Consider the following 26,457-nt stretch of genomic DNA (forward strand, 5'->3'; position numbering starts at 1 on the left):
TATTAGAATTGAACAGAGATACTGAATTCAGTAGAGAGCTGAGTAGGATATCAAAATACTTCAGCTACCTGCTCAGGCATAAGCCTGAAGCCATCGGCTTGTTTATGGATGAGAATGGATGGGTGGCAGTTGATGAGTTGATTCAGAAAACTGTAGATTTTGAGCTAAACAGGGATTTGGTTTCTGTCGTTGTGGAAACCAATGATAAGCAGCGGTTTTCTATAAGTGATGATGGTCTTTCTATCAGAGCCAATCAGGGACATTCTGTAGATATTAATTTACATTTAAGCCCCCTTGAACCACCAGGTGCGCTTCTCCATGGCACTGCAGAGCGTTTTGTTGAAGATATCCTCGCGCAAGGACTGAAGAAAATGCAAAGGCATCATGTTCACCTGTCAGAATCTGAGGCTGTTGCTCGATCTGTTGGTGCCAGGTATGGCAAGCCCGTACTGTTAAGGGTGGAGGCTAAATCCATGCATCGAGATGGTTTTGATTTTTATCGCTCTGCTAATAATGTGTGGCTGGTTGATCATGTGCCAGTCAAGTATATGAAGTTACTTTAAAGGCAGGGGTTATCAGTATTGTTATATGGGTACTGTTAGTGGAGGGATACTCTAGAGTCAGCTTATTTATAAAGGAAGAGCCATTGATCAAGATACACCCCTTGAATGGATAGGCCTATTGGGGGTGAAGATAGCTTTATAAATTTCTATGCCAAAATAAGGAATAATTATAATTTTTCTGTATACCAAATTTTTGGAGTTACAAGCACGCCAGCCTTCTTCTTGGCTTCTTCAAGTTCACTACTATTGACAAATTTAATTGCATGCTCTTTCGAAGGAAATTCATGGATCACGGTCACATTATGGTGATTGTCAATTTCCCGGTATACGGATGTGGCAGTAGCACCCATTTGCTCAACTATAGGCATAAACTCCTTTAGCGCTCTGTGCCATTCGTTGAAGTCCTTAACATTTGCGTGTACAAATAGATGTATCATATGGATACCAGTTGGTCAGAAGATGCTGCGTGTTATACAACCTTGTGAATAGTTATAGTAGTTAGCTATTCAGGGTCAAGTTTTAAAAAGGTTCCCTATAGTAGCCTTTGGGTCGCAAAGGAGATGTTCGGCAGGTAGTTGGGGGTCGGTTGTTATAATAGTCCTTTAAATTTATTAATTGTATGGAGTCAGGAGATTTGACTTAAATAGTATGGTTAGTAAAACGCTATCTTGTGAGTCAACCTTTGCCCCTTATTGCTCTGCCTACTTTCTAATTAAATTCACAGGAAAAGTACAAGCTTCGTATATTGCTATTTAATTGTGTGCGATGAGGTGAACCCAAATGGGTACGATTGTTTTGCTTTAGGTTTCTTATAAGGCTCCCGTCTAAAAATAGTAATTTTAACTTATTGATTAACTTTTCTGAGTAAGTGTATCTTTCTATTTGTTCCTGCCTATTAATGAAAATAGATAGTTTGGCGGTGATTTTCGCAATGTGGCGTGTATCTACTGTGTTGAAATTTTCTGGTATCGGTAGATAGTGATACCAAGATTTGATTTTTAGTGCATATTGAAATTTGATTTTTTTCTGGGGGAGCTTATGGATCTGACTATTTCTATTTTAGGGCATGCACTTACAGCTATCGCGGCTCTTTTGGCAATTCATGGGAAGACATGGGATGAAACCCAAATTGGCCTGAAGAGGGTAACCAGGATAGGCGGTGTTGCAGCCGGGGTGGCAGTTGTTGGTCTGGCGCTTTCAATCTTTCAGACTATCGAAAAGTATCAGGAAAAAGCTGCTTATAAGGAATATGCAATTTCAAAAATTGAAAAGGGGTGGAGCAATCTTTTTGTTCCCTTTGAGGCGCTCCACTACCAGGTGACAGGCTTGAAACCCAAAAAGGGGGAGCACCTGGAGTTTGCCGAGTTGGTATTGAAGGAAAATCTATTGGCCAGCTTTGATAAGGTGGACTTTAAAGAAGTTCATCGATTCCCCAAGTTTGGGACAGTTGGGAATATGGTTTGTGCACAAACACTTTCAGGTATGGGGACGGTTTCCAGATATATTGAAGAGTACTCAGATCATTTGGATTTAGAAATCAAGGCTTCGGTAGAAGAGTTGCAGTTAATGCCTGCTTTTTCCACACTAATACGATTTGGCGGCTGTCCCGGTATTAAGGGGCGCTCAGTCAACGATCCTGATCGTTATCAGGGGAAATTTGATACTCCGGAAATGCGAGCTTACATCAGGAAGCTAATCGCATTTCAGAAATTAATAGGCTAGGGGGTAAGTACTTAGTGGAGAGATAGCAAAACGGCAGCTCAATAGCATACCGTTTTGCAGTCGGCCGTGATCAGGGTCATATATCAGACGGCTCGACCTTGCTTCTTGAATATTGTGATGGCGCTGATAGTGAGTTCCTTGACTAAAGCCTCAAATTTTTGCAGCGGCATATTTCTAGCCGGAGCAATATTCAATAGGTGCTCGCTGACTTGAACGAGTTTCAACCCTTTTGGGGGGTGAATGTGGGCGGGAAATCTACAAACCCATCCTGTTAGTGGTAGTTTGTTGATAGCTTCTCTATCGAGAGCTTGAATTCCTTTGCCGTTGGCAATGATTACTTCGATATCATCAAGGTGGGTGGTATCAATGTTTTGTGGTTTTCTTGGTGTTGAGTTAGGTTTTCTAAAACTCTCGAGTTTTAAAAGTTCTTCGTAGGTGATATAGAGCTCTTTTCCAGACATTCTGATCTCCTTCTCACGGTCATCAACTAAAACTTGTGTCCGATGCTCCTGAGGATTTTGGGTTGAATCGGATCGCTTTTATTTTTTAGTGTTTATTAATCTAGTTGTTATTCCAAGAATCGCAATCAAATTCGATGATTGCATCATATAGACAGATTGATACTTTGGGCAATGTTTTAAGCTCTCAATAGGTGGGCTAAGAATATTCCAGCGACTGATTGTGTAGAAAATTCACGAAAACCGCCGTTGTGATCTGAGTTTGTTACTTGCCGGACTGGGTGATTTATTATTTTAAGCGTTGGCGTAATGCTTAAAATAATAAACTGCCTTGCAGTTATTCAAATTTATTTATGTTTCCTTTTTGAGGTGGTGTTTGAAGGTTTATCTGGCTGATTGAATTTTGAAGAGTGACCTTTGATTTTGGCCAGCTTAAAAACTCGTTTTCCTTTTATTTGATGCCTCACAGGTGCTTCTCTTCTGGGGTCTCCAGGTGGAATGGGAGAGGTTTATTTAATTTCATTTAAGAAGTCTTGCGTCGATATATCTTTTAGGCATGTGATACATCCTCGCGTTGGTAAGTAGGTCGAGTTTTAGATTAAAGCAATTTCTGTAAGACAGAATTGCAAAATCTGGCGTGCATAATGCTTATCTCGGATACAACGTATAAAAATGGATAAGCACTATGGAAGAGAAGGATTCGATTGACAAGAAAGTGTCGAGCAAAAAAATTAGTCGTAGAAATTTTACTAAAGGAGCGGTGCAACTGGGTATTGCTGCCAGCGCGGCTTCAACAGGATTGGTTTCCGCTCTCTCAATGTTGGATCGGAATTTCTATGATCAATATGACTACGTGATTATTGGGTCGGGTGCGGGTGGAGGGCCATTAGCGGTAAATTTGGCAAAGGCGGGATTTTCTGTTTTGGTGTTGGAAGCTGGTGCTGATGACCCTAGTGATGACACCCATAATATTCCAGCATGGCACCCCTTTGCGTCTGAAGACCCCAAATTGAGCTGGGACTTTTTTGTTAAGCATTATGCGGATATCAATCAGCAGCAACTGGACGAAAAATATGTTTCCGGGAAGGGAATCCTCTACCCACGGGCGAGTACTATCGGTGGTTGTACCACGCACCATGCACTGATTACAGTTTATCCACATAACAATGATTTTGACCGCATAGCACGGGATACAGGGGATATTTCCTGGGATAGCGCAAATATGCGGCGATATTTTGAGCGTTTAGAGCGTTGTGAATATGTGCCCCGCCCAATTTTCTCTAACCCATCCCGCCACGGTTTTGATGGTTGGCTGCCTACGAATCGCGGCAACCCCGCGTTATTGCTGGAAGACCCGGCGATCTTGAAAGTTGCCCAGGCTGCGCTGGCCAAATATGGGCTCGAAGGGGCCTTGGAAAAAATTATCAGCGGCAATCTTCGCCTGGATATCAATCATTGGGACGTGGCCAGTGGCCAGGAAGGGCCTTTTATCGCCCCTATGGCAGCAGATAGTCGAAACCGCCGTACCAGTGTGCGCGAATACCTCTTAGATACCCAGTCAGTTTACCCAAACTTGCTTCATATTCGTACAAATTCACTGGCAACTCGTGTGTTGTTTGAGGGGAATACTGCTGTTGGAGTGGAGTTTTTAGAGGGGGCGAGCCTGTATAAGGCAGACCCTTACCACGACGAAAGTGGTACTGCCGGAGTCTTGAGGCAAGTGCGGGCAAATCGCGAGGTTATCTTGTCTGGAGGGGCCTTCAATAGCCCGCAACTTCTCAAGTTGTCGGGAATTGGTCCCGCCCATGAGCTCCGAGATCACGGCATAGAGCCCCTGGTAGATCTGCCTGGGGTAGGAGAGAACCTCCAGGATCGCTACGAGGTCGGAATCGTTAGTGAGATGAGTGAGGATCTTGCCCTTCTTAAAGATTGTACTTGGGGGGAGGGGAATGATCCCTGCTTAAATCGCTATCGCTATGGCTGGTTCAATCAGGGGCCCTATAGTGGAAATGGTCCAGTATTGTCTCTGGTCAAACGTTCCAAGCCGGAGCTGGAAGATCCCGACTTGTTTATTTTCGGAGTGCCCTCCGACTTCCACGGCTACTTTCCCGGGTACTCCCAGGCATTGCGGGACTACAAAGACCGTTTCTCCTGGATTGTACTGAAAGGCCATACGAACAATACCGCCGGGCGTGTGACCCTGCAATCTGCTGATCCCAGGGACACACCTGAAATCAATTTCCACTATTTTGGTGAGGGTAATGATGCTCTGGGAGAGGACCTTCAGGCAGTTGTTGAGGGGGTAAAAATTTCCAGGGATATTATGTCGGGCCCTATTGTGAGCAAGCAGGTCTCCAGGGAATTATTGCCCGGTAAAGAGGTTCAGTCAGATCAGCAAATTGGCGATTTTGTTAAGAACCAAGCTTGGGGGCATCACGCTTCCTGTTCCAATAAAATGGGGCCTGCCAGTGATCCTATGGCAGTTGTCGACAGTAAATTCCGGGTTCACGGCACCAATAATTTAAGGGTGGTGGATGCTTCGGTATTCCCCCGAATCCCCGGTTTCTTCATTGTGGTGCCGGTCTATATGATCAGTGAAAAGGCGAGCGATGACATCATTGCTACAGCAAGTGGGCTGAGCGCTTGAAGATTGGTATGTGAAATAAAAAGCCCCGCAACGCGGGGCTTTTTATTTAGAACGAGATGTTCTTTGGTGTGCGCGGGAAGGGGATTACATCGCGGATGTTGCCCATGCCGGTCACGTAGGACACGATGCGATCAAAGCCCAGGCCAAAGCCCGCATGAGGCACTGTACCGTAGCGGCGCAGGTCGCGGTACCAGTCCAGGTGTTCCTTGGGTACATTCATTTCATCCATACGCTCATCGAGCTTCTCCAAACGCTCTTCACGTTGGGCACCGCCGATAATTTCGCCGATTCCCGGTGCCAGAACGTCCATTGCGGCAACAGTTTTACCATCGTCGTTCATGCGCATGTAGAAGGCTTTGATGTCCTTCGGATAGTTCATCACGATAACTGGCTTTTTGAAGTGCTTCTCAGCCAGGTAGCGCTCGTGCTCAGAGGCCAGATCAATACCCCAGGATACGGGGAACTCGAACTTCTCTTTGCAGCTTTCCAGGATTTCAATCGCTTCGGAGTAGTTGATACGGGCGAAATCGTTGTCGATGATATTCTCCAGGCGGCTGATAGCCTCCTTGTCGATGCGCTGAGCAAAGAAGGCCATATCATCGGCGCGCTCTTCCAGTACCGCCTTGGATACATACTTCAGCATTTGCTCAGAGAGATCGGCTACATCTGCCAGGTCTGCAAAGGCAACTTCCGGCTCAACCATCCAGAACTCTGCCAGGTGGCGAGTGGTATTGGAGTTTTCTGCACGGAAGGTGGGGCCGAAGGTGTACACCTTGGACATGGCCAGGCAGTAGCTCTCAACATTCAGCTGGCCGGATACAGTGAGGAAGCTCTCTTCGCCGAAGAAGTCCTTGCTGTAGTCCACTGCACCTTTATCTGTGCGCGGTAAGTTCTCCATATCCAGGGTACTGACCCGGAACATCTCGCCAGCACCTTCACAGTCAGAAGCGGTGAGAATTGGGGTGTGCACGTAGAGGAAGCCGTTCTCGTGATAAAAACGGTGAATCGCTTGGGCGATACAGTTACGTACGCGGGCTACGGCACCACTGACATTGGTGCGCGGGCGCAGGTGAGCGTGTTCGCGCAAGTGCTCCATAGTGTGGCGCTTGGGGGACATGGGATAGGTATCCGGGTCTTCCACCCAGCCGACAACCTGGACTTCGGTGGCGAGCAGTTCGATAGACTGACCCTTGCCTTCGGATGGTTTGATGGTACCGAGGATATCTACCGCGCAGCCGGTAGTCAGGCGCTGAACTTCTGACTGGTAATTGTGCAGGTGATTCTCAGCAACGACCTGGATTGGATCAAAGCAGCTGCCGTCATGTACGGCCAGGAAAGAGAGGCCGGCTTTGGAGTCGCGGCGGGTTCTGATCCAGCCTTGAACGCGGACTTCTTCGCCCTCGCGACCGCTGGATTTCAATAGGCTATCTACGGATTCGACTTTTACTGTCATTTTCTATCGGTTTCTCATTAGTCCGGAAGGTGGTGTTCTGTCAGCTTGCCTAAAAGTTGACCACCCCACCAAGGTGAAGTTACGGCGGGCATATTGACTGGTTGTAGAGGGGAAATCCAGTCCCTTGGCTATCGGGCAGTTCTTCAAAATCTCCCTAAGGACTTTGAAGAGCTGTTATGGCCTCTATCTTGGTGATGTTTCACCAGCGGATTGCAATGGGGGTGCCGATTTTTACGAGTGCCATAAACTCATCCATCTCGTCATTGGTAAGGGCAATACAACCATCAGTCCAGTTAAAACGTTGGGTGATTGGAGCGAGCCAGCCGAGTCGATTGCGCTGGCCATGGACCATAATGAAGCCACCTGGCGAGACTCCTCGAGCCTCAGCTTGAGCGCGGTCTTCGGCATTGGGATAGGAAATATGCATTGCCCGATAATAAGAGGAGTCTTCTTTTTTGTAATCCAGCGTGTAGTGTCCCTCAGGGGTTTTTTCATCGCCTTCCTGCTGCTTGTGTCCTTGGGGTTGCCCGCCGAAGGCTACATGGTAGCTCTTTATAACCTTGTCGCCATCGAGCAAGAGCATTTTGTTTTCGGACTTAATCACTTCCACCAGGGTGACTTCAGCCTGGGCAATAGTGGTTAATGTAAAAAGCAGAATGGCGATATAGCGCACGGCTTGTAACTCCAGTTGGAGGTGGTTGATTCAGGTTGCTGTGATCTTAAATTTCCGAATCAGCAAAAGGGCGGGGCTGAATTATCTTGCAGCTGCAGCTGCAGCTAGAGTGGGGTGCTTCACTTTGGGTGAGGCAGGCAGCTTCAGTTGAGCGCCTGCCAGAATGCGCTAGATCAGCCGCTGGGTTTTTTCACTGTGTGTAGGACGGTGTCCTGTTCAAAGAAAACGTAGAACTCGCCGTATTCCCAGCGCGTGATGGCGGGTTCGCCAATTGGCCCCTCAATACCAAGGGGTTCTCCCAGGCGTGAGGTCACATCATGTTTTTTAAGCCCACGGACTTCTTCAATGGTGAGCTCCCCACCCTGGGTGCCTACGGGTACTTCAATGGTTGTCGCCTGGGCGCCAAAAGTAAGAAGTAGTGCCATTGAGCCAGCGAGACAATTCAATCCGCTGCGGAGTCTGCTGAACATTTTTTGTTCTCCGATGTAGATGTTCCATTAGCCGTCCCATTAAAACAGAATTTCCGCCAATGCTCCTGTTATTCTTCACGTTTTCGCGCCAAGAATAGAAATAAATGCGCCTCTTTGGAATGTTAGGTGCCATGAGTTGATGGCTAAATTCTTGCAACGCTACTACTTCGAATTTTGATGCGATTTAACAGAAGACGGCTTGGCTGGCTGTATCGGCGCCTATGCTAGGCTGTTAATTATGCTTGGCTTGTCGAGCGGACAAGAATGAGGCTGGTTAATACCTTTTCAATTCTCGGCCTTCTTATTGGTTCCATCTGCTTTGCGCTCTCCCTTACGCCATCCCTTATTCCTCGCAGTGATGTAATGCAGGGAATACTGGGCGGCGTTGCGTTCTTTGTCGGCTATGTTTTCGGCGTCTTTCTGAGTTGGCTTTGGAAATACCTGGGTATCCCCAATTTGCCGATTTCTACATGGCAAAGGCGCCTATTTGATCGAAGTGTATTAGCCGTATGTCTCCTTCTTTTTCTTGTTTCTCTCTGGCAGGGAGTGAAGTGGCAGAACTCTATCCGCGCCCTTATGGGTATGGAGCAGGTTGGATCCGTTGAGCCTATTACGATCGCTGTAATATCTCTCCTTATGTTCCTGGTGTTGTGGTGCCTTGGAAAAGGGTTTCAGCGAATAGTCCTCCTGGTGGCTTGCTATGTGGAGCAGCATGTGCCCGAGCGAGTGGCGATGCTTGTGGGTGTGTTGGTGGCTGTGCTCCTTTACTGGGCTGTTTTTAATGGGGTGCTGTTGAAAGCAGGTTTGCATGTGATTTCATCGACCTATCAGCGGCTAGATAATTCTTATGCGAAGAGTATTCCCCCTCCGGCAGACCCCAATCTTCCTGGTGGCGCCAATTCGCTGATTAAGTGGGATGACATTGGCAATCAAGGGCGCCGGTTCTTAACGCTGGGGCCGACAGAGGAAGAAATAAAAGAGGTGGCAGGTTCTGCAGTACAGCCCATCAGGGTTTTCGTTGGGCTTGATAGTGCTGTGACGCCCATGAAGAGCGCTCAGTTGGCGCTGGAGGAGTTAAAGCGGGTTGGTGCATTCCGGCGTGAGATCTTATTAGTGGCAACTCCAACCGGCGCCGGCTGGGTTGATCCCGGTGCTGTAAATTCTTTAGAGTTTTTATATCGAGGTAATACCGCCACTGTTGCGGCGCAGTATTCCTATTTATCCAGCCCGATAGCGCTGATGGCGGATGATTCTGAGGGGCTTGAGTCGGCGCGAGCACTGTTTAAGGTCATTTATGATTATTGGACGGAGTTGCCAGAAGATGAGCGGCCCCGAGTTTACTTGTTTGGCCTCAGTCTTGGCGCTCAACTTTCCGAAGACTCCTTCGACTTCTATGACATTATCGATGACCCGATTGATGGAGCCCTTTGGGCAGGACCGCCCCTCGGTGTAGGCATGTGGAGCCGGATTGTCAGAAATCGAGATCCGGGCACTCCCGCCTGGCTGCCAGAGTTTAAAGGGGGAGAGGTGGTGCGCTTTGGTAACCAATACGGAGGCTATATTGGTCGTGAGCCATGGGGTGAGTTCAGGATTGCATTTTTGCAGCACGCCAGTGATCCGATAGTATTCTTTAGTGTGCGCTGGGCGCTGGAAAGGCCCGAATGGTTGAACCATCCCAGAGGACCTGATGTATCGCCGGATCTCCAGTGGTACCCTCTAGTTACCGGCTTGCAGCTGCTGGCAGACTTAAATGTAGGACTCGCTCCATTGTCTTTTGGCCATCGGTACACCCCGTGGGGATACACCCTGGCGTGGCTTGCCCTTACAGAGCCAGAGGAGTGGGATGAAGAGGCGTTGAAGCGCCTGAAGGCCCAGCTCAAGACTTACAACGTTCGGTAAACTTGCCTAAATCTTTGGATTTCCTGACGTTTTTCCGTTTAAATCGACCCTATGTTAAAACCTGTCCCCCTATTTATTGGTCTGCGCTACGTGGCTGCCCGCCGCAGGCAGCAGTTTATTTCCTTTATCAATGGCTTTTCTCTACTGGGAATGGCCCTTGGTGTTTTTGCGTTGATCGTTGTCGCTTCTGTTATGAACGGCTTCGATCGTGAGCTTAAAACCCGAATACTAAGTGTTGTACCTCACGGCTTTGTCGAGCGGGAAGGCGGTCTTGTGGACTGGGAGACACCTGCACGGCAGTTGGAAGCTCAGCCACATGTCGAAGCGACCAGCCCTTTTGTGAATGGCTACGCCCTCTTGAGTGCTCATGGCAGCAGTCACGGTGCCCAGTTCCAAGGTGTGGAACCGCAAGCGCTGCGCAAGGTGTCTACCGTCGGTGAGCATATGGTGATGGGTAACCTGGATTTGCTCGAGCCCCGCAGCTACGGGGTGGTTCTGGGGCGAATCCTTGCCCATCAGCTCAATGTGATTCCCGGAGATTCGGTAATACTGACCCTGCCAGAAGTCAGCGTGACCCCCGCTGGTATATTCCCCAGAACAAAGCGTTTCACGGTTGCCGGTGTTTTCTCTGTGGGTGCGCAGGTGGATCAGAATCTCGCGCTGATCAATATTGAAGATGCTGCGCGCCTGACCCGGATGACGGGTAAGGTCCAGGGGCTGCAGTTGCGCTTTGACGATATGGACAATGCGCTGGGGCTTGTTTCTGTTTATGCAAATGAGCTGGGCGAGGGTTTTCAGGGTGAAGATTGGGGGGATTCCCAGGGAAGTCTTTTCCAAGCAGTTAAAATGGAGAAGACTGTTGTTACGTTGATGCTGATGATTATTGTCGCCGTGGCCGCATTCAATATTGTCTCCGCATTAGTACTGATGGTTGCGGATAAGCGCTCCGATATTGCAGTGTTGCGAACATTGGGGCTGACCTCCCGTCAGATTATGGCGGTATTTGTGATTCAGGGCAGTGCCATTGGCATTATCGGCGCTTTTGCCGGTGCTGTTTTAGGCATCGTGATAGCGATGAACCTGACTGAAATGGTGAGCTGGATTGAGTCGGTAGTAGGCGCCAAGATATTTGATCCCCGTGTTTTCTTTGTTAGTTACCTGCCTTCTGAATTCCGTGTCGGCGATGCAGTGGTGGTGTTAACGGCGGCAATTTGTATGAGCCTGCTGGCAACGATATTTCCTGCCTGGCGAGCGGCACAGATTGAGCCGGCGGAAGCTTTGCGTTACGAATAATTTATATAAGTCGGCCTGTTTTGGTGTGATTTATAGATGTTGAGAGACAGCGAATAATTTGATGAACAGTCGAGTGGAAATAGATACGGAAAAAGCGCAGCCAGCTCCGGCCCCGGATGGTGCTGTTTTGGCTTGTCGGCAATTGCGCAAACATTATCGCCAGGGAGGCCGGGACCTGGAGGTTCTGAGTGGTGTTGAGCTTGAGGTAAAGCGGGGCGAGAAATTGGCCATCGTCGGCGCTTCTGGCTCTGGTAAATCGACACTGCTCAACTTGCTTGGTGGCCTCGATACCCCAAGCTCCGGTGAGGTCTGGGTTGCGGGTAAGAATCTCGCTGAACTCAACGCCAATGAGCGGGGCTGGTTGAGAAATAGCAGTCTCGGTTTTGTATACCAGTTTCACCATTTGCTTAACGAGTTTTCCGCCCTGGAAAATGTCGCCATGCCATTACTGATCGGCAAGCGTTCAGTTGCCGAAGCCCGCAAAGAGGCCGAGGCGATGCTCACGGCGGTAGGCCTGGGTGAGCGCATGGGGCACAAGCCATCACAGCTTTCTGGCGGTGAACGGCAGCGGGTGGCCATTGCCCGGGCACTGGTGACAAGGCCTGCCTGTGTTTTGATGGATGAACCCACCGGCAATCTGGATCGGGCTACGGCGGCAGAGATCCATAAATTGATGGATCGCTTGAATCAGGAGATGGGAATTAGCTTTGTGATTGTTACCCATGACCCGGATCTGGCGGCAGCCCTGGATCGCTGTCTGCATCTGATCGATGGGCGGCTGACTGCTGACTGGCACCAGGGTGATCATGTTTAAGCCTCTTCCCGCCTATATTGGGCTTCGCTATGCCGGTGCGCAGCGCAGAAATGACGATTCGGCCGGTTTGGTCTCATTCATTTCCGGTTTATCGATGATTGGTTTGATCCTCGGTGTCGCCTTGATGATTGTGGTGATGTCGGTGATGAATGGTTTTGACCGGGAGTTGCGCGAGCGAATCCTGGGAATCATGCCCCATGTCACTATTTACAACGGGAGCCCTGATGTGGATTGGGCCCAGTTGCGCCAACAATTGGTTTCCGACCCTGCGGTTCTCTCCGCGGCAGAAGTGTGGCAGGTCAATGCGCTTGCCAGGCGTGGGGCTGAAGTGACGCCGCTGTTGGTGCAGGGGGTCAACCCGGAGACAATTACCGAAGTCTCCAATATCGGGGACTTCCTTGAATCCTCATCCTTCGATGCCTTGCTGGACCCATCTGAACCGGGTGTGGTTCTGGGTAAAGGGCTCGCTGAGAAGTTGGGGGTTGAGGCGGGTGATTACCTTTCCCTGATTGTACCAAATAACGATAGTGCCACCGGTGCACGCAAGGCAGCCAGGGTTGCTGGATTTAAAGTGGCGCAGGTTTTTCACTCTGGCACTGTATTGGATCAATCTCTCGCCCTGGTTGCCTGGCAGCAGGCCAGGACTCTGGCTGGAGGTAGCGGTGGGGCAGGGGTCCAGTTACGGGTCAATGAAATGCTCGAGGCCAACTGGATTATGCGGCGTCTTCTGCAAGACCTGCCTCGGGGTAATTTCTACGGTACTGATTGGAGCCGAACCCACGGCAACCTCTACCAGGCTATTCAGATGTCCCGCAACCTGGTGGGGTTACTGGTTTTCCTGATTATTGCGATTGCCGCTTTTAATGTGGTTTCCACTTTGGTGATGGTGGTTATCGATAAGCATACTGATATCGCCATCCTCCGTACTATGGGTGCCAGTACCCGACAGATTTTGCTGACTTTTGTGAGTCAGGGGGCGTTGGTCGGGCTTGTGGGGGCTGTAGTTGGTGGTGCGTTGGGGGTGTTGGGCTCGCTGACGGTGACCAAATTGGTAGCGGGGCTGGAGTCAATACTCGGCATCCAGTTCCTAAAGTCTGATGTCTATCCCGTGGATTATTTGCCGTCCCAGTTGGTATGGGCAGACGTGGCACTGGTTGTGGCGGCGGGCTTTCTGCTTAGCTTGCTGGCAACTTTGTATCCGGCCTTTAAGGCCAGTCGGGTTCAGCCGGCAGCGGCCTTGCGCAATGAGTAAGTCGGGCCGGGCTTTTGGGTAGGGTATCAATTTTTAGAAGATATCTGCCGGTGCCCGCCGCAATTTTGGCTTGGGTGCTGGCTGCTTGTTTTACCTTGATGCTGGATGGGTGGTACCTAAGGGTTTTTTGTCCGCCTGATATGCGTAGTGGTTCTGTTTGCTACGCAGAGGGGTGGGAGATCTGGCCCATTTGGATTGTTTCACTGGGGGCGGTACTTTCAGCGTTTATGGTGGTGTGGGCGGCCGCGTTGGCTGCGGCTACTGCCAAAATTAAGGTGGCCCGCAAGGCTTTATTTGTTGGAGCTATTGCAGCTCTGGTGCTAGGTGCTCTTACCGAGTATTACCTGCAGGCATTGCTGGCAATTGCTTCAGGGGCTTTTGCCTGTTGGTGCCTGCAGAGGGTTTACAGTGGGAAAAATTAACTGACCGCTGATCGCCTTTGGATTCGCAATTTCCATCTTTTCACAACGTGCCAGCGCCAGAGGGCACGCATGGCAAAATAGGCCACTGTCGCAAAGAATGCCCCGGCAATCAGAGAGCCGGTAAATAGTGGCAGCCAGATCTTCCCGACTTCACTGGTCAACCATTCCCACGACAGTTCGATGCTGAAATCCACCGGTGGCGCCCCCAGAACCCAGGCGCCGAGCTTGTAAGTGCTAAAGAAAATAGCCGGCATGGTGATCGGGTTACTGATCCATACAAGAATCATCGACAAAGGTAGATTGCAGCGCAGCCAAAGTGCGAGCAGGGCGGCAATAACCATTTGCCCTGGCAAAGGGAGGAAGCTGGTAAATACGCCAACCGCAAATGCGACCGAGACTGAGTGTCGGTTCAAATGAAAAAGGTTGGGGTCGTGGAGAAGAGTCCCCAGAAATTTGAGGCCGTTGTTGGCTCTAACTTCTTCGGGGCTTGGCAGCCATCGCCTGATAATACTCTTCGGCATAACTCTGTCTGTAACCTGGGTGGTGGCAGCCTAAAACAAGCGCTGTTCCGAGGCCTGGATATTCTTTCTGTGGGATTTTCCCTAAGCCCCAAATAAAGCATAGAGCGCTCGCGTTAGTCGAACAGGCTCATCTGGCGCGGGCGCTATTATGCCCACTTAAACATGGCAAGACTACTGCTCTGTTGAAAGTCACCTATTTTGCCCTATTGTCAACAATCCTTAATGTTTAATCGGGGATGCCTGCAGTTGACGAGAGAATGCTGGTGATTTAATGTCATGCCCCATTAAGATTGTCGACAATCCAGGTCTTGCATGACTGTAGTTGGTACTGCCGGTTCAGCTTCAGAGGAGCGTCAAAGCCTTGCTGAACGCTTATTTCTGACTTTGCGCGCTGAAATTGTGGAGGGGCAAATCGCCTCTGGCAGCAAAATTAGCGAGCCGGAACTGGCGCGCCGCTTTAATGCCAGTCGCGGGAGTTTGCGCGAAGCAGTGATGCGCCTGGAGTCTTTGGGGCTGCTGGAACGTAAGGTCAATGTCGGAGCCCGGGTTGTAGAGTTAAGTGAGCGCGGCTTACTGGAACTCTATGAAGTTCGCGAAGCCCTCGAGGGTATGGCTTGCCGTCTGGCAGCGGAACAGCGCACCGAGGAAGACCTGGTCGAGCTGCGCCAAATGCTCTATCACCATGAGCAGCAGGAAGAGCTGCAGGCCGGTAAGGCGTACTTCCAGCCGGAAGGGGATTTTGATTTTCATTTCCGTATCGTGCAGGCATCAAAGAATGATCTTCTGATCGATACCCTGTGCAATCGACTTTATTACCGTGTTCGTATGTATCGCTACCAGTTGGGGATGGCCAGTCCCCGGGCCCAGCGGGCTTTCCGCGAGCACAACCATATTATTGAGGCCATTGAGGCCGGGGATGGTGAGCTGGCGGAGCTGTTAATGCGCCGGCATATCCGCGCCTCGAGAATAAACATTGAAAAGAAACTGAGGTAGAGCATGAGCCAAAAGCCTTCTGCTGGCGCGCGTTTCCGCGCTGCACTCGCCGAGAATCAACCGCTGCAAGTGGTTGGTACCATCAACGCCTATTCCGCCATTATGGCCGAACGTATTGGTCACAAGGCGATTTACCTGTCTGGCGCCGGTGTTGCCAACGCCTCCTACGGTCTGCCGGACTTGGGTATGACCAGTCTCGATAATGTACTGGAGGATGTGCGCCGTATAACTGCTGCCAGTGAGTTGCCGCTTTTAGTGGATGTCGATACTGGTTGGGGCGGCGCTTTCAACATTTCCCGCACCATTAAAGAGATGATCCGCGCTGGTGCCGCTGCGGTACACATTGAAGATCAGGTAGCGCAGAAGCGCTGTGGCCATCGCCCGAATAAAGAGATTGTTTCCAAGCAGGAGATGGTCGACCGTATCAAAGCGGCAGTAGATGCCCGTACCGATGATGATTTCTTTGTAATGGCCCGCACCGATGCCTTTGCACAGGAAGGGCTCGATGCGGCTATTGAACGCGCCCAGGCCTGTATTGAGGCTGGCGCCGACGGCATTTTCGCGGAAGCGGTTACTGAGCTAGAGCACTATCGTGCCTTTAAAGACGCGCTAAATGTGCCGATTTTGGCGAATATTACCGAGTTTGGTAAAACCAAGCTGTATAACGCCAAAGATTTGGGCGAAGCGGGCGCAGATATCGTACTGTATCCACTGTCGGCGTTCCGTGCGATGAACCGTGCGGCGGAAAATGTTTATACCAGTATCCTGCAAAATGGCGATCAGCAAGCGGTTGTCGATACCATGCAGACTCGTGAGGAGCTGTACGATTACCTAAATTATCACGAGTTTGAACAGAAGCTGGACGAACTTTTCAATAAGTAGGCATTACGGAGTTATTCAGAGGCTCCCAAGCAGCCCGGTGCGAAAGCCGGGCGCTGCGCTTTCAATTGGATGAACACAGCAAGTGTGTATACAACAGGGGAAATAAGAAGATGGTAGAGAAAGCATTGGGCGGTGCTGGTCTGCGCGGCCAGGTAGCAGGTAAAACTGCACTTTCTACAGTGGGCAAATCCGGTTCCGGCCTGACTTACCGCGGTTACGATATTAAAGATCTGGCCCAGCACTGTGAGTTTGAAGAAGTTGCCTACCTGATTTTCTATGGGGAATTACCCACTGAGGGAGAGCTGGCGGAGTACAAGGCGCTGCTGAAAGCCAAGCGTGGCCTGCCGCAGGCATTAAAAGAAGTGCTTGAGCGCATTCCGGCTGATGCCCATCCTATGGATGTAATGCGCACCGGTTGTTCCATGTTGGGTAACCTGGAAGGTGAAGAATCCTTCGCCCAGCAGTTGGATAAAGCCAATCGCCTGCTGGCCGCATTCCCCTCCATAATCTGCTATTGGTACCGTTTCACCCACGACAATGTACGCATCGAAACTGAAACCGATGACGACAGCATTGGCGGCCACTTCCTGCATATGCTGCGCGATGAGAAACCCAATGAACTGCACGAGCAGGTCATGAACGTTTCCCTGATTCTGTATGCAGAGCACGAATTTAACGCGTCTACTTTTACCGCTCGCGTTTGTGCTTCCACTTTGTCCGATCTGTTCAGCTGCATCACCGGTGCTATCGGCACCCTGCGTGGTCCTCTGCATGGTGGTGCCAACGAAGCGGCAATGGAACTGATCGAGCGTTTCGCCAATCCAGACGAAGCAGAGAAAGAACTGCTGGGCATGCTGGAGCGCAAAGAGAAGATTATGGGCTTCGGCCACGCCATTTACCGCGAGTCCGACCCGCGCAATGAGATTATCAAAGGCTGGTCTGAAAAGTTGGCTGAGGATGTTGGTGATACCGTGCTGTACCCGGTATCTGTTCGCTGTGAAGAAGTGATGTGGCGCGAGAAAAAATTGTTCTGTAATGCAGACTTCTTCCACGCTTCCGCGTATCACTTTATGGGTATTCCCACAAAATTGTTTACCCCGATTTTTGTAATGTCCCGCGTTACCGGCTGGGCTGCACATGTATTCGAGCAGCGCGCTGATAACCGCATTATTCGCCCGAGTGCGGAGTACGTAGGTGTTGAGCCCCGTACAGTAACTCCAATCGCTGAGCGCGGTTAATTTTCATTTCACTTTTGAAATGAGGCACACCCGGTGTGCCGGCTCCAGGTTGCCTTTGGTGAGTGGCCTGGAGCCACCCTCAGAAGAGACACGATTTTAAAAAAGATTCGACTGATTTACCTGCTATGAATACTGATTACCGCAAATCACTGCCCGGTACAGACCTCGATTATTTCGATACCCGAGCCGCTGTTGACGCGATCCAGCCCGGAGCCTATGCCAAACTGCCGTATACCTCACGTATTCTGGCGGAAAACTTGGTGCGTCGCTGCGAGCCGGCAAAACTGACCGACTCCCTGAAACAGATTATTGAGCGCAAGCGCGAGTTGGACTTCCCTTGGTTTCCAGCCCGAGTGGTGTGCCACGACATCCTCGGCCAAACTGCGCTGGTAGACCTGGCCGGTCTGCGCGATGCCATTGCCGATAAAGGCGGTGATCCCGCCAAGGTAAATCCAGTGGTTCCCACCCAGTTGATTGTGGATCACTCCCTCGCGGTAGAGCACCCCGGATTTGAGAAGGATGCTTTTGAAAAAAATCGTGCGGTAGAGGAGCGTCGTAACGAAGACCGCTTCCACTTTATCAACTGGACAAAAACCGCATTTGAAAACGTCGATGTGATTCCCCCCGGTAACGGCATCATGCACCAGATCAACCTGGAGAAAATGTCTCCGGTGGTGCAGGTGCGCGAGGGCGTGGCCTTCCCGGATACCTGTGTCGGTACCGATAGCCACACGCCGATGGTAGACGCTCTGGGTGTGATTTCTGTGGGTGTTGGCGGCCTGGAAGCTGAGAGCGTGATGCTTGGCCGCGCCTCTTATATGCGTCTGCCGCATATTGTTGGGGTGGAACTCACCGGAAAGTTGCAGCCGGGTATTACTGGTACCGACTTGGTATTGGCTCTCACTGAATTCCTGCGCCGCGAGCGCGTGGTCGGAGCCTACCTGGAGTTTTATGGTGAGGGGGCTTCCAACCTGACCCTGGGCGATCGCGCCACTATTTCCAATATGACACCGGAGTATGGCGCTACTGCGGCCATGTTCTCTATCGATGAGCAAACCATCGACTACCTCAAACTCACCGGCCGCGATGATGAGCAGGTAGCTTTGGTAGAGAAGTTTGCCAAGGAAACGGGCCTTTGGTCCGACACCTTGAAGGATGCCGAATACGAGCGCGTACTGAAGTTTGACCTGGACACAGTGGGTCGCAACCTTGCTGGCCCCTCCAACCCCCACGCGCTGCTGCCGGCCTCGGAACTGGCTAATCGCGGTATCGCTAAAGCCTGGGAAGAGAAAGCCGGTGAGATGCCCGATGGTGCTGTGATTATTGCCGCGATTACCAGCTGCACCAATACCAGTAACCCGCGCAATATGATTGCCGCAGGCCTGATTGCCCGCAATGCGAATAAGCTCGGCCTGACCCGCAAACCCTGGGTCAAGTCATCCCTGGCTCCAGGCTCTAAAACTGTAAAAATGTATCTGGAAGAGGCCGACCTGCTACCGGATCTGGAGCAGATGGGTTTCGGCGTAGTGGCTTTCGCCTGCACCACCTGTAACGGTATGAGCGGTGCCCTGGACCCGAAAATTCAGCAGGAAGTGATCGATCGCGACCTGTATGCTACTGCGGTCCTGTCCGGCAACCGCAACTTCGACGGTCGTATCCACCCCTATGCCAAGCAGGCTTTCCTGGCTTCACCGCCGCTGGTCGTTGCCTACGCTATTGCCGGCACCATCCGGTTCGATATTGAAAAAGATGCGCTGGGATACGATGCCGATGGCAACCCGATTACCCTGAAAGACATCTGGCCCAGCGATGAAGAGATCGATGCGATTGTACGTCAGAGCGTGAAGCCACAGCAGTTCCGCGATGTGTATATTCCCATGTTCGAAGAGCGGGATGCCGCAGAAGAGCAGGGCCACGCACTCTACGACTGGCGCCCGATGAGCACCTATATCCGCCGCCCACCTTATTGGGAAGGTGCCCTTGCAGGCGAGCGCAGCTTGAAGGGGATGCGCCCGCTGGCGGTGCTGGGTGATAATATCACTACCGACCACTTGTCTCCGTCCAATGCCATTCTGGCCAGCAGTGCTGCCGGTGAATACCTGGCGAAAATGGGATTGCCGGAGGAGGACTTTAACTCCTACGCGACCCACCGTGGCGACCACCTCACTGCCCAGCGTGCAACTTTCGCCAACCCGAAGCTACTCAACGAAATGGTGCGCGATGATAACGGCGAGGTCCGTCAGGGCTCCCTGGCTCGTGTCGAACCGGAAGGGCAGGTTACCCGCATGTGGGAAGCCATCGAGACCTATATGGATCGGAAGCAGCCTCTGATTATCATTGCAGGTGCCGATTACGGGCAGGGCTCCTCCCGTGACTGGGCTGCGAAAGGTGTGCGCCTTGCGGGTGTGGAAGCGATTGTGGCCGAAGGCTTCGAGCGAATTCACCGCACCAACCTGATCGGTATGGGTGTACTGCCGCTGGAGTTTAAGCCGGGCACTACCCGTGAAACCCTGGGTATCGACGGTACCGAGAGTTTCGACGTAATCGGTGAGCGCACTCCCCATGCCACGCTGACCTTGCTTATCCACCGTGCCAATGGTGAGACGATTGAGGCTCCTGTTACCTGTCGTTTGGATACCGCAGAAGAAGTTTCCATTTATGAGGCTGGGGGTGTTTTGCAGCGCTTTGCCAAAGACTTCCTCGAAGCAGAAGCGACGGTCTGAGTTATGAAGTTTGCTCCTCAAATAAAAATCCCCGCGACTTATATGCGCGGGGGAACCAGCAAGGGCGTTTTCTTCCGCTTGCAAGATCTGCCCGAAGTTGCACAAGTGCCGGGGCAGGCCCGTGACAACTTGCTGCTACGCGTGATTGGCAGCCCGGATCCCTACGGTAAGCAGACCGACGGCATGGGTGGCGCTACTTCAAGCACCAGCAAAACGGTAATTTTATCGCCCAGCGATAAAGCCGATCACGATGTGAACTACCTGTTTGGTCAGGTTTCCATCGATAAGCCGTTTGTTGATTGGAGTGGTAACTGCGGCAATCTCACCGCCGCCGTGGGTGCCTTTGCCATCAATAGCGGTTTTGTGGAGCCCGACAGAGTGCCAGAAAATGGCATCTGCACCGTGCGCATCTGGCAGGCCAATATTGGTAAGACCATTGTTGCCCATGTACCTATGACCAATGGTGAAGTTCAGGAAACCGGGGACTTTGAGCTGGACGGAGTGACGTTTCCGGCGGCTGAAGTGGAAGTGGAATTTATGGACCCTGCCGACGGTGAGGGTGCCATGTTTCCTACCGGTAACCTGGTCGATGATCTGGACGTGCCCGATGTAGGTGTGCTCAAGGCCACCATGATCAGTGCTGGAATTCCGACGATTTTCGTCAATGCAGAAGATATTGGCTATACAGGCACTGAATTGCAGGATGCCATTAATGGTGACAGCAAAGCGCTGGCGATGTTTGAGAGCATTCGAGTTCACGGTGCGGTAAAGATGGGATTAGTTTCTACCATTGAAGAAGCTGCCAATCGCCATCATACCCCTAAGGTTGCTTTTGTCGCTAAACCGCAGGATTACACTGCATCCAGTGGCAAGGCAGTGGCATCTTCCGAGGTCGACCTCCTCGTGCGCGCCTTATCTATGGGCAAGTTGCACCATGCCATGATGGGCACGGCAGCAGTAGCCATTGGCACCGCTGCAGCGATCCCGGGCACTTTGGTTAACCTCGCAGCTGGCGGGGGAGTGCGCAACTCTGTTTGCTTCGGCCACCCATCGGGTACCTTGCGAGTGGGTGCTGAAGCCAAAGAGGTTGAAGGTCAGTGGACTGCTACCAAGGCTATTATGAGTCGCAGCGCTCGAATCCTAATGGAAGGTTGGGTGCGAATACCTGGCGATAGCTTTTAGGACTTTAGTGATTTCTTTATAGGGGGCCTTTTGGCCCCTTTTTAATTTCCTTCTCTAAAAATTGATTAGGAATCGGTTTTAAATTTTTAATCCAATCAAATTTTATATTCCGCATATATTTAAATTTGTAGGCGAATATTAATCTCAGTCATCCTGACATTAACTTTTCTTCCGGTTTTCCTGTGTTTTCTGGTAGGTTTTTTATCTGAGAAAAAAGGCTGTGTTTTTATCATTGTGAGACAGGGCTTGCCTTAATAGCCACATCTAGGTTTGTTTAGATATAGCCTTTATTGCTCAGCGTACGTATATTTAAGGTCTGCTGTTGGGATGCGAGGCGTTGGGTAAGCAAGCAGGTATACTCTAAAAAACTCCCAACATTCGTAGAAAGCTGGTGTATGAATCCTAAGGTTTCAGTACTTGCTTGACTTGCTGGTCGCAGCTAGTGACAACAAATTGTGAACTAGTCCTCTTTGTCCTAGTCGCGATCCGCTCTATCGTATCTGAGTTTCTTACGTCCCTTCTTTTTGAGATTTTAGCCTAGCCGCCGTACTGCCGACGGCCCTATGGGATGGCCATTCATTAAAAAATAAATGTGGCTTTCCTTTTGCAGCAGATTGGAGAGACATCAATGAGAATTAAAAAACCACTTACCTTTGCAATTGCAATGGCAAATGTCGCGGTAGTGTCGGCTTGGGCTCAGGAAGATAGCCAACAGGATGACGATTGGGCGCTGGAAGAAGTAACGGTTACCGCAACCAAACGCGAAACCAATTTGATGGACACCCCCGTAGCGATCAGTGCATTTACGCAAGAAGAGCTCGATCGCCAGGGTATTAAGAATGTAAAAGATCTGGGCAACACTATCCCCAACGTGGATATTGGCTACGATGCCTCCCAGTCCTCCCCAGTAATTTCTATGCGCGGCGTGCGCTCTACTAATACCACTGAGTTTGGTGACCCAGCTGTTGGCTTACACTTTGACGGTATTTATTCTTCGCGTCCTCAGTCTGCTATGGCAATGATGTTTGACTCCGAAAGGGTTGAAGCCATGCGTGGGCCACAGGGTACCCTTTATGGACGAAACTCCACAGTAGGTGCCATTAATGTTATCTCCAAGAGACCGGTAATTGACGAGTTTGAAGGTTCAGTCGGAGTTGAGCTTGGTCGCTGGAATCAAGAGCTGGTAAAAGGTGTTATTAATATTCCGGTTTCAGATACCTTTGCTCTTCGCGCATCCTTTATGGACGAGACCCGGGATTCCTATCTAACTGGTTACTACGACGCAAACCAGTATGACAACCGTTATATCAACGCGGACACTCTTGGGGCCACCACTCTTTCTGATGATGCAGCGCGCACATTTACTCAGGATGGTAATTGGTGGGCATCTGAGGATGTTTCCCTGGTAAGAGCTGACGCCGATGATTTTTACGGAAATGTTGATCAGCAGGCAGTACGTATTGGCGCTCTGTGGGAACCAACCGAAGATATCTCCTGGTATGCCGTTGCTGAGCATTATCAGGACAGCAGTGCCGGCGGCATTAACACCATTGATTGTGATAAAGCCGATGAGCGCGATGACGGTGTAAATTGCGAAACTTATTACGGCTCTGGTGCGGATGAGTACACAGTCGCGGTTAATGTTCCTGGTGAACTTGACCTAAGCATGTCTTCATTTCGCTCCAACTTCCGTTGGGACTTTAGCGATAGCATGGCGTTTGTGTATAACACTGGCTATGCAATTCAAGAGCGCAGTAACCTGATTGATGTAGATGCAGGCCGTAATACTTGGGATATGAGTATGAGTATTACCGACTCAGAAAATATCTCTTACTCTCACGAATTGCAGCTGCAATCTACTGGAGATGGCCCCCTGCAGTGGATTACAGGTCTGTTTTACTTCCAAGAAACTACAGATCTGAATGGCTACTTCCTTGCATCACTCGATAATGCAACATTTTGGGATCAACCAGATAGGACAATCGAAGCCAGTGCGGTGTTCGCACAGGCTACTTATGATCTTACCGATGCTTTACATTTAACAGTTGGTGCACGTTATACCAAAGATAAGAAGAGTGACGAGGGCGGCTATAACTTAAGCTGTACTCGTGATTGGTCAGCAGATACTGAAACTACCGGAGAATATGGCTGTTTCCCCGCGTATGACCAGGCCCTCTTCAATGAGTTGTCTACTGGTTATTTCGCAGATAGTTCAATTTACACTGCTATCGCGCCTAATGATGCTAGTGATGACTGGGAAAATACAGACTTCCGTATTGGTGTTGACTATGACTTAACTGATGAGGTAATGCTCTATTCATATATTGCATCAGGCTTTAAGTCAGGTGGCCTTGGGGACACAATAATTCAGTACGAACAAGATGCGGACACAGCTGAATATATCTTGGATGGTGATGGTAACCGTATTGTTCAGCGAGAAATTAGCACCAATTATGATGAAGAAACAGTTATAACGTGGGAGTTAGGTGCAAAAGGTACTTTCCTTGACGGTCGATTAAACCTTGCTAGCACATTTTTCCTTTCAAAATATAAGGATATGCAGCTGGCTGCACCGGATACGGCATATACCTACTATGTTGAAGAGCGGGATGATGAAGGTAATTTGACCGGCGAAATTACAACTGAGCCTTATGTTATCTACCTGACTAAGAATGCTGCCAGAGCAGATATCATGGGGTTGGAGTTTGAATTTGACTGGGCCCCTTACCCGAATGGTCGAATTAGCGGATTCGCCACTTGGATGCAGACGGAAATCACTTCTGACTTTGTGAACCGCTGGAACTTCAATAACCAGTCTTTGTTTGAGATTGAAGACTGGGGCGCAGCTCACGATAACAGCAACGAAGAACTCTACCGTAACCTGAAAGGTAATGAGTTGCCGGCATCACCTGAGTTCAGCTTTACCATCAATTATGACCACACCTTTGAGTTAGCCTACGGTGGAGCGATCATTCCATTTGTCGGTATTCACTGGGAAGATGAGTCTTACCTGACCTACTGGAATGTTGACAAGCACGAGTTCCCCACTGGTGATACTTCTGCTTTTGATGACAGCCGTGATTCTTTCTGGATGGTAAATGCTTCCGTGAAGTATGTAAGCCCGGACGATCAGTGGAATGTTGAAGCCTTTGGCAACAACCTGACTGACGAAGTTGTTCCGTACTATGCAGATGGAAGTGATGGCCTGGTATCTGGTCCATTCTCTACCCCTATGAGCTACGGTGTGCGCTTTAACTACAACTTCTAAGTAGTTACTAAGCGAGTATGATAAAAGCCGGACTGTATTATGCAGTCCGGCTTTTTTATTGCCTAATGAACCTCTCACTGATCAATATACTATCGGCATGATGTCGCAGATCTAATGATGTAATTAATTCAGCTGTTCTGGAAAAATATTATTGTGAGCTATCTAGAGCAATAAATAATCTGTTGCTGTAATTACCCCAAAACATGTGTTGTAAGCTATTTGGAAGCAACTGCGAGTGTAAATACTTGCAGGGGAATTTTAGCTTTCCATTGGAATAGGATCTCACGTTTTTAAAGGGCGTTTAGCCTTAACCTGTTTGTCATCATCGTTTGCTTCACTTGCGCGTCAACATTCATACTGTGGCAAGGGCAAGGCTGCTTACAATGAACAGATTTGATCGACGGACGCTTTTAAAATGGGGTGGGTTGTTAAGCGTTAGCGCTGTGGCGCCATCGCTGAGGGCCAGTAGTGATGTGCTCGAGTATGAGTATGATGGGCTCGCTAGTACCTCCAGCCACTTCATGCATGGCGTAGCCTCCGGAGACCCAACAGCCAATTCGGTTATTATTTGGACAAGGGTAACCACTGAGGAGGCTTCTCCCCTTGTCTATTGGGAAGTTGCTCTCGACGATACGTTTGGCCAGATTGTTTCATTCGGGTATCTGCAGACGGATGAATCAAAAGACTTTACGGTTAAGCTGGATGTTACAGAACTAAACTACGGTAGGGATTATACCTACCGATTTAAGTACCGGGATCAGACTTCTTCTGTCGGTCGCATAAAATTGGCTCCAGCGACTAGCGAGGATGTTTCTTTTCTTAAGTTTGTTGTCACTTCCTGCTCACATTTTGAGCATGGGGAGTTTGTAGGCTACCGGGATATGGTGGAGCGGGAGCAGAATATTGATGCTGTTATCCACCTGGGGGACTACTCTTATGCATCCTCAAATTCTGGTGACTACCGTAAGTTCGAGTACTCTGACTTCAAATTTGACCGGGAGAGTTACCGCGCTAGATACTCTGAAATTAGAAGGGATGAATTTCTACAGCAAGCACATCAAATGCACACCTGGATGGTGATTTGGGATGATGGCGACCTGAGAAATGGTGTTTGGCGAGAGGGGCCGGAAATCAACGGAGCTGACTTCGAAGAAGTGATGGAAGCTGCAATGGAAACCTTCTTCCTTTGGATGCCAATCCGTTTTATTGCGCCGAGGCGAGTATGGCGCTCTGTTCCTTATGGTGAAATGGCTGATATCTTCTTCCTGGATATGTGCTTCTATGATCGGGATGAGCCAATCAATGATATGCCGGATAACTTCAAGAAACGGCAACCTATATTTTCTGAATTTGATTACCCTGGCCGCAGTATTATTGGTCAGGAACAGGCGACATGGTTTGAGCAGGCCATTAAGCAATCCAGTGCGCGCTGGCGAATAGTTTGCTCTGGGGCACCGGTTTTTGAATGGTGGAACAATTACTCCCCGAGTGCCTGGCGAGGATACCCCCAATCCCATAACTGGTTATTGAATTTATTTGGTGAGCTTGAAGACAATATCGTGGTCTTGTCCGGGGGGTTACATAAAGCAATGGCCTCAGGGCTCGCCTTAGATCCCTTTGCGGATGATTACAATGCGGGTAGAGATAATGTCGCGATTGAAATAACGGCTCCATCCCTGACCCGCGGGGATGGTGGTGCTATTTGGTACGAAATCGCAGATAACCGTAGCACCGAGACTACATTAAAGAAAAATCCTCATATGAAGTTCCGTAAAGGGAATAGGGCAGGTTACTTGATTAGTAAATTTGAAAGTGATCAGTTTACAGGTCGGTGGCGGCTCTATGAAACAGTAAAATCTATAAATGGTCCGAGCGCTGATACTTACGGAGATATTGTCAGTGAGTATGGGACATCAAAAATTAAAGTGGTGGATTAGATATTGTCGCAACAAATAATCGATAGAGGTTTGAATTTGGATACCTC

Annotated in this window: 21 protein-coding genes; 15 read left to right on the forward strand and 6 right to left on the reverse strand. The window is 49.9% G+C overall.

Annotated features, from left to right (window positions below; genetic code table 11):
• Positions 1–8: 8 nt before the first annotated feature.
• Complete coding sequence (locus ACJJIM_RS08160; protein WP_444905401.1) at positions 9–563, forward strand: RNA 2'-phosphotransferase; 555 nt, start codon at positions 9–11, stop codon at positions 561–563.
• A 167-nt stretch (positions 564–730) separates the two neighbouring features.
• Here the strand turns inward: ACJJIM_RS08160 and ACJJIM_RS08165 are convergent, their stop codons facing one another.
• Positions 731–1,000, reverse strand: a complete 270-nt coding sequence (locus tag ACJJIM_RS08165; RefSeq protein WP_444897134.1) for a DUF1330 domain-containing protein — start codon at positions 998–1,000, stop codon at positions 731–733.
• 601 nt (positions 1,001–1,601) lie between these two features.
• Here ACJJIM_RS08165 and ACJJIM_RS08170 point away from each other — a divergent pair.
• Positions 1,602–2,285, forward strand: coding sequence for a hypothetical protein (locus tag ACJJIM_RS08170; protein WP_444912939.1), 684 nt, complete (start codon positions 1,602–1,604; stop codon positions 2,283–2,285).
• An 83-nt stretch (positions 2,286–2,368) separates the two neighbouring features.
• On the opposite strand, the gene ACJJIM_RS08175 is transcribed toward ACJJIM_RS08170, so the two are convergent.
• On the reverse strand, positions 2,369–2,746 hold the full coding sequence (locus ACJJIM_RS08175) for a hypothetical protein (RefSeq protein WP_413665631.1): 378 nt from the start codon (positions 2,744–2,746) through the stop codon (positions 2,369–2,371).
• Positions 2,747–3,428: 682 nt separating this feature from the next.
• On the opposite strand from ACJJIM_RS08175, the gene ACJJIM_RS08180 reads away from it, so the two are divergent.
• Positions 3,429–5,390 (forward strand): GMC family oxidoreductase, encoded by a 1,962-nt coding sequence (locus ACJJIM_RS08180; RefSeq protein WP_444912940.1) that lies wholly within the window; start codon positions 3,429–3,431, stop codon positions 5,388–5,390.
• A gap of 46 nt (positions 5,391–5,436) precedes the next feature.
• Here ACJJIM_RS08180 and asnS read toward each other — a convergent pair whose 3' ends face one another.
• The 3 genes from asnS to ACJJIM_RS08195 form a co-directional block, all read right to left on the reverse strand.
• Entirely contained in the window at positions 5,437–6,843 is a 1,407-nt protein-coding gene (gene asnS / locus ACJJIM_RS08185; protein ID WP_444897139.1) for an asparagine--tRNA ligase, read from the reverse strand.
• A gap of 199 nt (positions 6,844–7,042) precedes the next feature.
• On the reverse strand, positions 7,043–7,516 hold the full coding sequence (locus tag ACJJIM_RS08190; protein WP_444912941.1) for a L,D-transpeptidase family protein: 474 nt from the start codon (positions 7,514–7,516) through the stop codon (positions 7,043–7,045).
• Positions 7,517–7,689: 173 nt separating this feature from the next.
• Entirely contained in the window at positions 7,690–7,986 is a 297-nt protein-coding gene (locus ACJJIM_RS08195) for a hypothetical protein (RefSeq protein ID WP_282932628.1), read from the reverse strand.
• Between the two features lie 264 nt (positions 7,987–8,250).
• On the opposite strand from ACJJIM_RS08195, the gene ACJJIM_RS08200 reads away from it, so the two are divergent.
• The 5 genes from ACJJIM_RS08200 (at position 8,251) to ACJJIM_RS08220 (ending at position 13,666) form a co-directional block, all read left to right on the forward strand.
• Positions 8,251–9,885 (forward strand): alpha/beta hydrolase, encoded by a 1,635-nt coding sequence (locus tag ACJJIM_RS08200; RefSeq protein WP_444912942.1) that lies wholly within the window; start codon positions 8,251–8,253, stop codon positions 9,883–9,885.
• Positions 9,886–9,936: 51 nt separating this feature from the next.
• Positions 9,937–11,178, forward strand: a complete 1,242-nt coding sequence (locus tag ACJJIM_RS08205; protein ID WP_444912943.1) for a lipoprotein-releasing ABC transporter permease subunit — start codon at positions 9,937–9,939, stop codon at positions 11,176–11,178.
• Positions 11,179–11,239: 61 nt separating this feature from the next.
• The gene (lolD, locus tag ACJJIM_RS08210) at positions 11,240–11,992 is read left to right on the forward strand and encodes a lipoprotein-releasing ABC transporter ATP-binding protein LolD (RefSeq protein ID WP_282932629.1); all 753 of its coding nucleotides are present in this window, start codon (positions 11,240–11,242) and stop codon (positions 11,990–11,992) included.
• Positions 11,985–13,244 carry a lipoprotein-releasing ABC transporter permease subunit gene (locus ACJJIM_RS08215; RefSeq protein WP_444912944.1) on the forward strand — a complete coding sequence of 420 codons (1,260 nt, stop codon included), beginning with the start codon at positions 11,985–11,987 and terminating at the stop codon, positions 13,242–13,244. The genes lolD and ACJJIM_RS08215 overlap by 8 nt, the downstream gene beginning before the upstream one ends.
• Before the next feature lie 50 nt (positions 13,245–13,294).
• Positions 13,295–13,666, forward strand: coding sequence for a hypothetical protein (locus ACJJIM_RS08220; RefSeq protein WP_444912945.1), 372 nt, complete (start codon positions 13,295–13,297; stop codon positions 13,664–13,666).
• On the opposite strand, the gene ACJJIM_RS08225 is transcribed toward ACJJIM_RS08220, so the two are convergent.
• Positions 13,663–14,187 carry a DUF2062 domain-containing protein gene (locus ACJJIM_RS08225; RefSeq protein WP_413665638.1) on the reverse strand — a complete coding sequence of 175 codons (525 nt, stop codon included), beginning with the start codon at positions 14,185–14,187 and terminating at the stop codon, positions 13,663–13,665. The genes ACJJIM_RS08220 and ACJJIM_RS08225 overlap by 4 nt on opposite strands.
• A 312-nt stretch (positions 14,188–14,499) precedes the next feature.
• Here ACJJIM_RS08225 and ACJJIM_RS08230 point away from each other — a divergent pair, with 312 nt between their 5' ends.
• The 7 genes from ACJJIM_RS08230 (at position 14,500) to ACJJIM_RS08260 (ending at position 26,410) form a co-directional block, all read left to right on the forward strand.
• Positions 14,500–15,180: a GntR family transcriptional regulator gene (locus ACJJIM_RS08230; RefSeq protein WP_282932633.1), complete on the forward strand. Its 681-nt coding sequence runs from the start codon at positions 14,500–14,502 to the stop codon at positions 15,178–15,180.
• Between the two features lie 3 nt (positions 15,181–15,183).
• The gene (prpB, locus tag ACJJIM_RS08235; protein WP_444897149.1) at positions 15,184–16,062 is read left to right on the forward strand and encodes a methylisocitrate lyase; all 879 of its coding nucleotides are present in this window, start codon (positions 15,184–15,186) and stop codon (positions 16,060–16,062) included.
• A 110-nt stretch (positions 16,063–16,172) separates the two neighbouring features.
• Positions 16,173–17,300, forward strand: a complete 1,128-nt coding sequence (gene prpC / locus ACJJIM_RS08240) for a bifunctional 2-methylcitrate synthase/citrate synthase (protein WP_282932635.1) — start codon at positions 16,173–16,175, stop codon at positions 17,298–17,300.
• Between the two features lie 125 nt (positions 17,301–17,425).
• Positions 17,426–20,023, forward strand: coding sequence for a Fe/S-dependent 2-methylisocitrate dehydratase AcnD (gene acnD, locus ACJJIM_RS08245; protein WP_444912946.1), 2,598 nt, complete (start codon positions 17,426–17,428; stop codon positions 20,021–20,023).
• Between the two features lie 3 nt (positions 20,024–20,026).
• Positions 20,027–21,205 carry a 2-methylaconitate cis-trans isomerase PrpF gene (prpF, locus tag ACJJIM_RS08250; protein ID WP_444912947.1) on the forward strand — a complete coding sequence of 393 codons (1,179 nt, stop codon included), beginning with the start codon at positions 20,027–20,029 and terminating at the stop codon, positions 21,203–21,205.
• Positions 21,206–21,833: 628 nt separating this feature from the next.
• A complete protein-coding gene (locus ACJJIM_RS08255) occupies positions 21,834–24,473 on the forward strand; it encodes a TonB-dependent receptor (protein ID WP_444912948.1) in 2,640 nt (879 codons plus the stop codon).
• A gap of 383 nt (positions 24,474–24,856) precedes the next feature.
• Positions 24,857–26,410 carry an alkaline phosphatase D family protein gene (locus tag ACJJIM_RS08260; RefSeq protein WP_444912949.1) on the forward strand — a complete coding sequence of 518 codons (1,554 nt, stop codon included), beginning with the start codon at positions 24,857–24,859 and terminating at the stop codon, positions 26,408–26,410.
• The last annotated feature ends 47 nt before the right edge of the window (positions 26,411–26,457 follow it).

It is taken from the genome of Microbulbifer maximicatervae (SeqCode) (assembly GCF_052467615.1).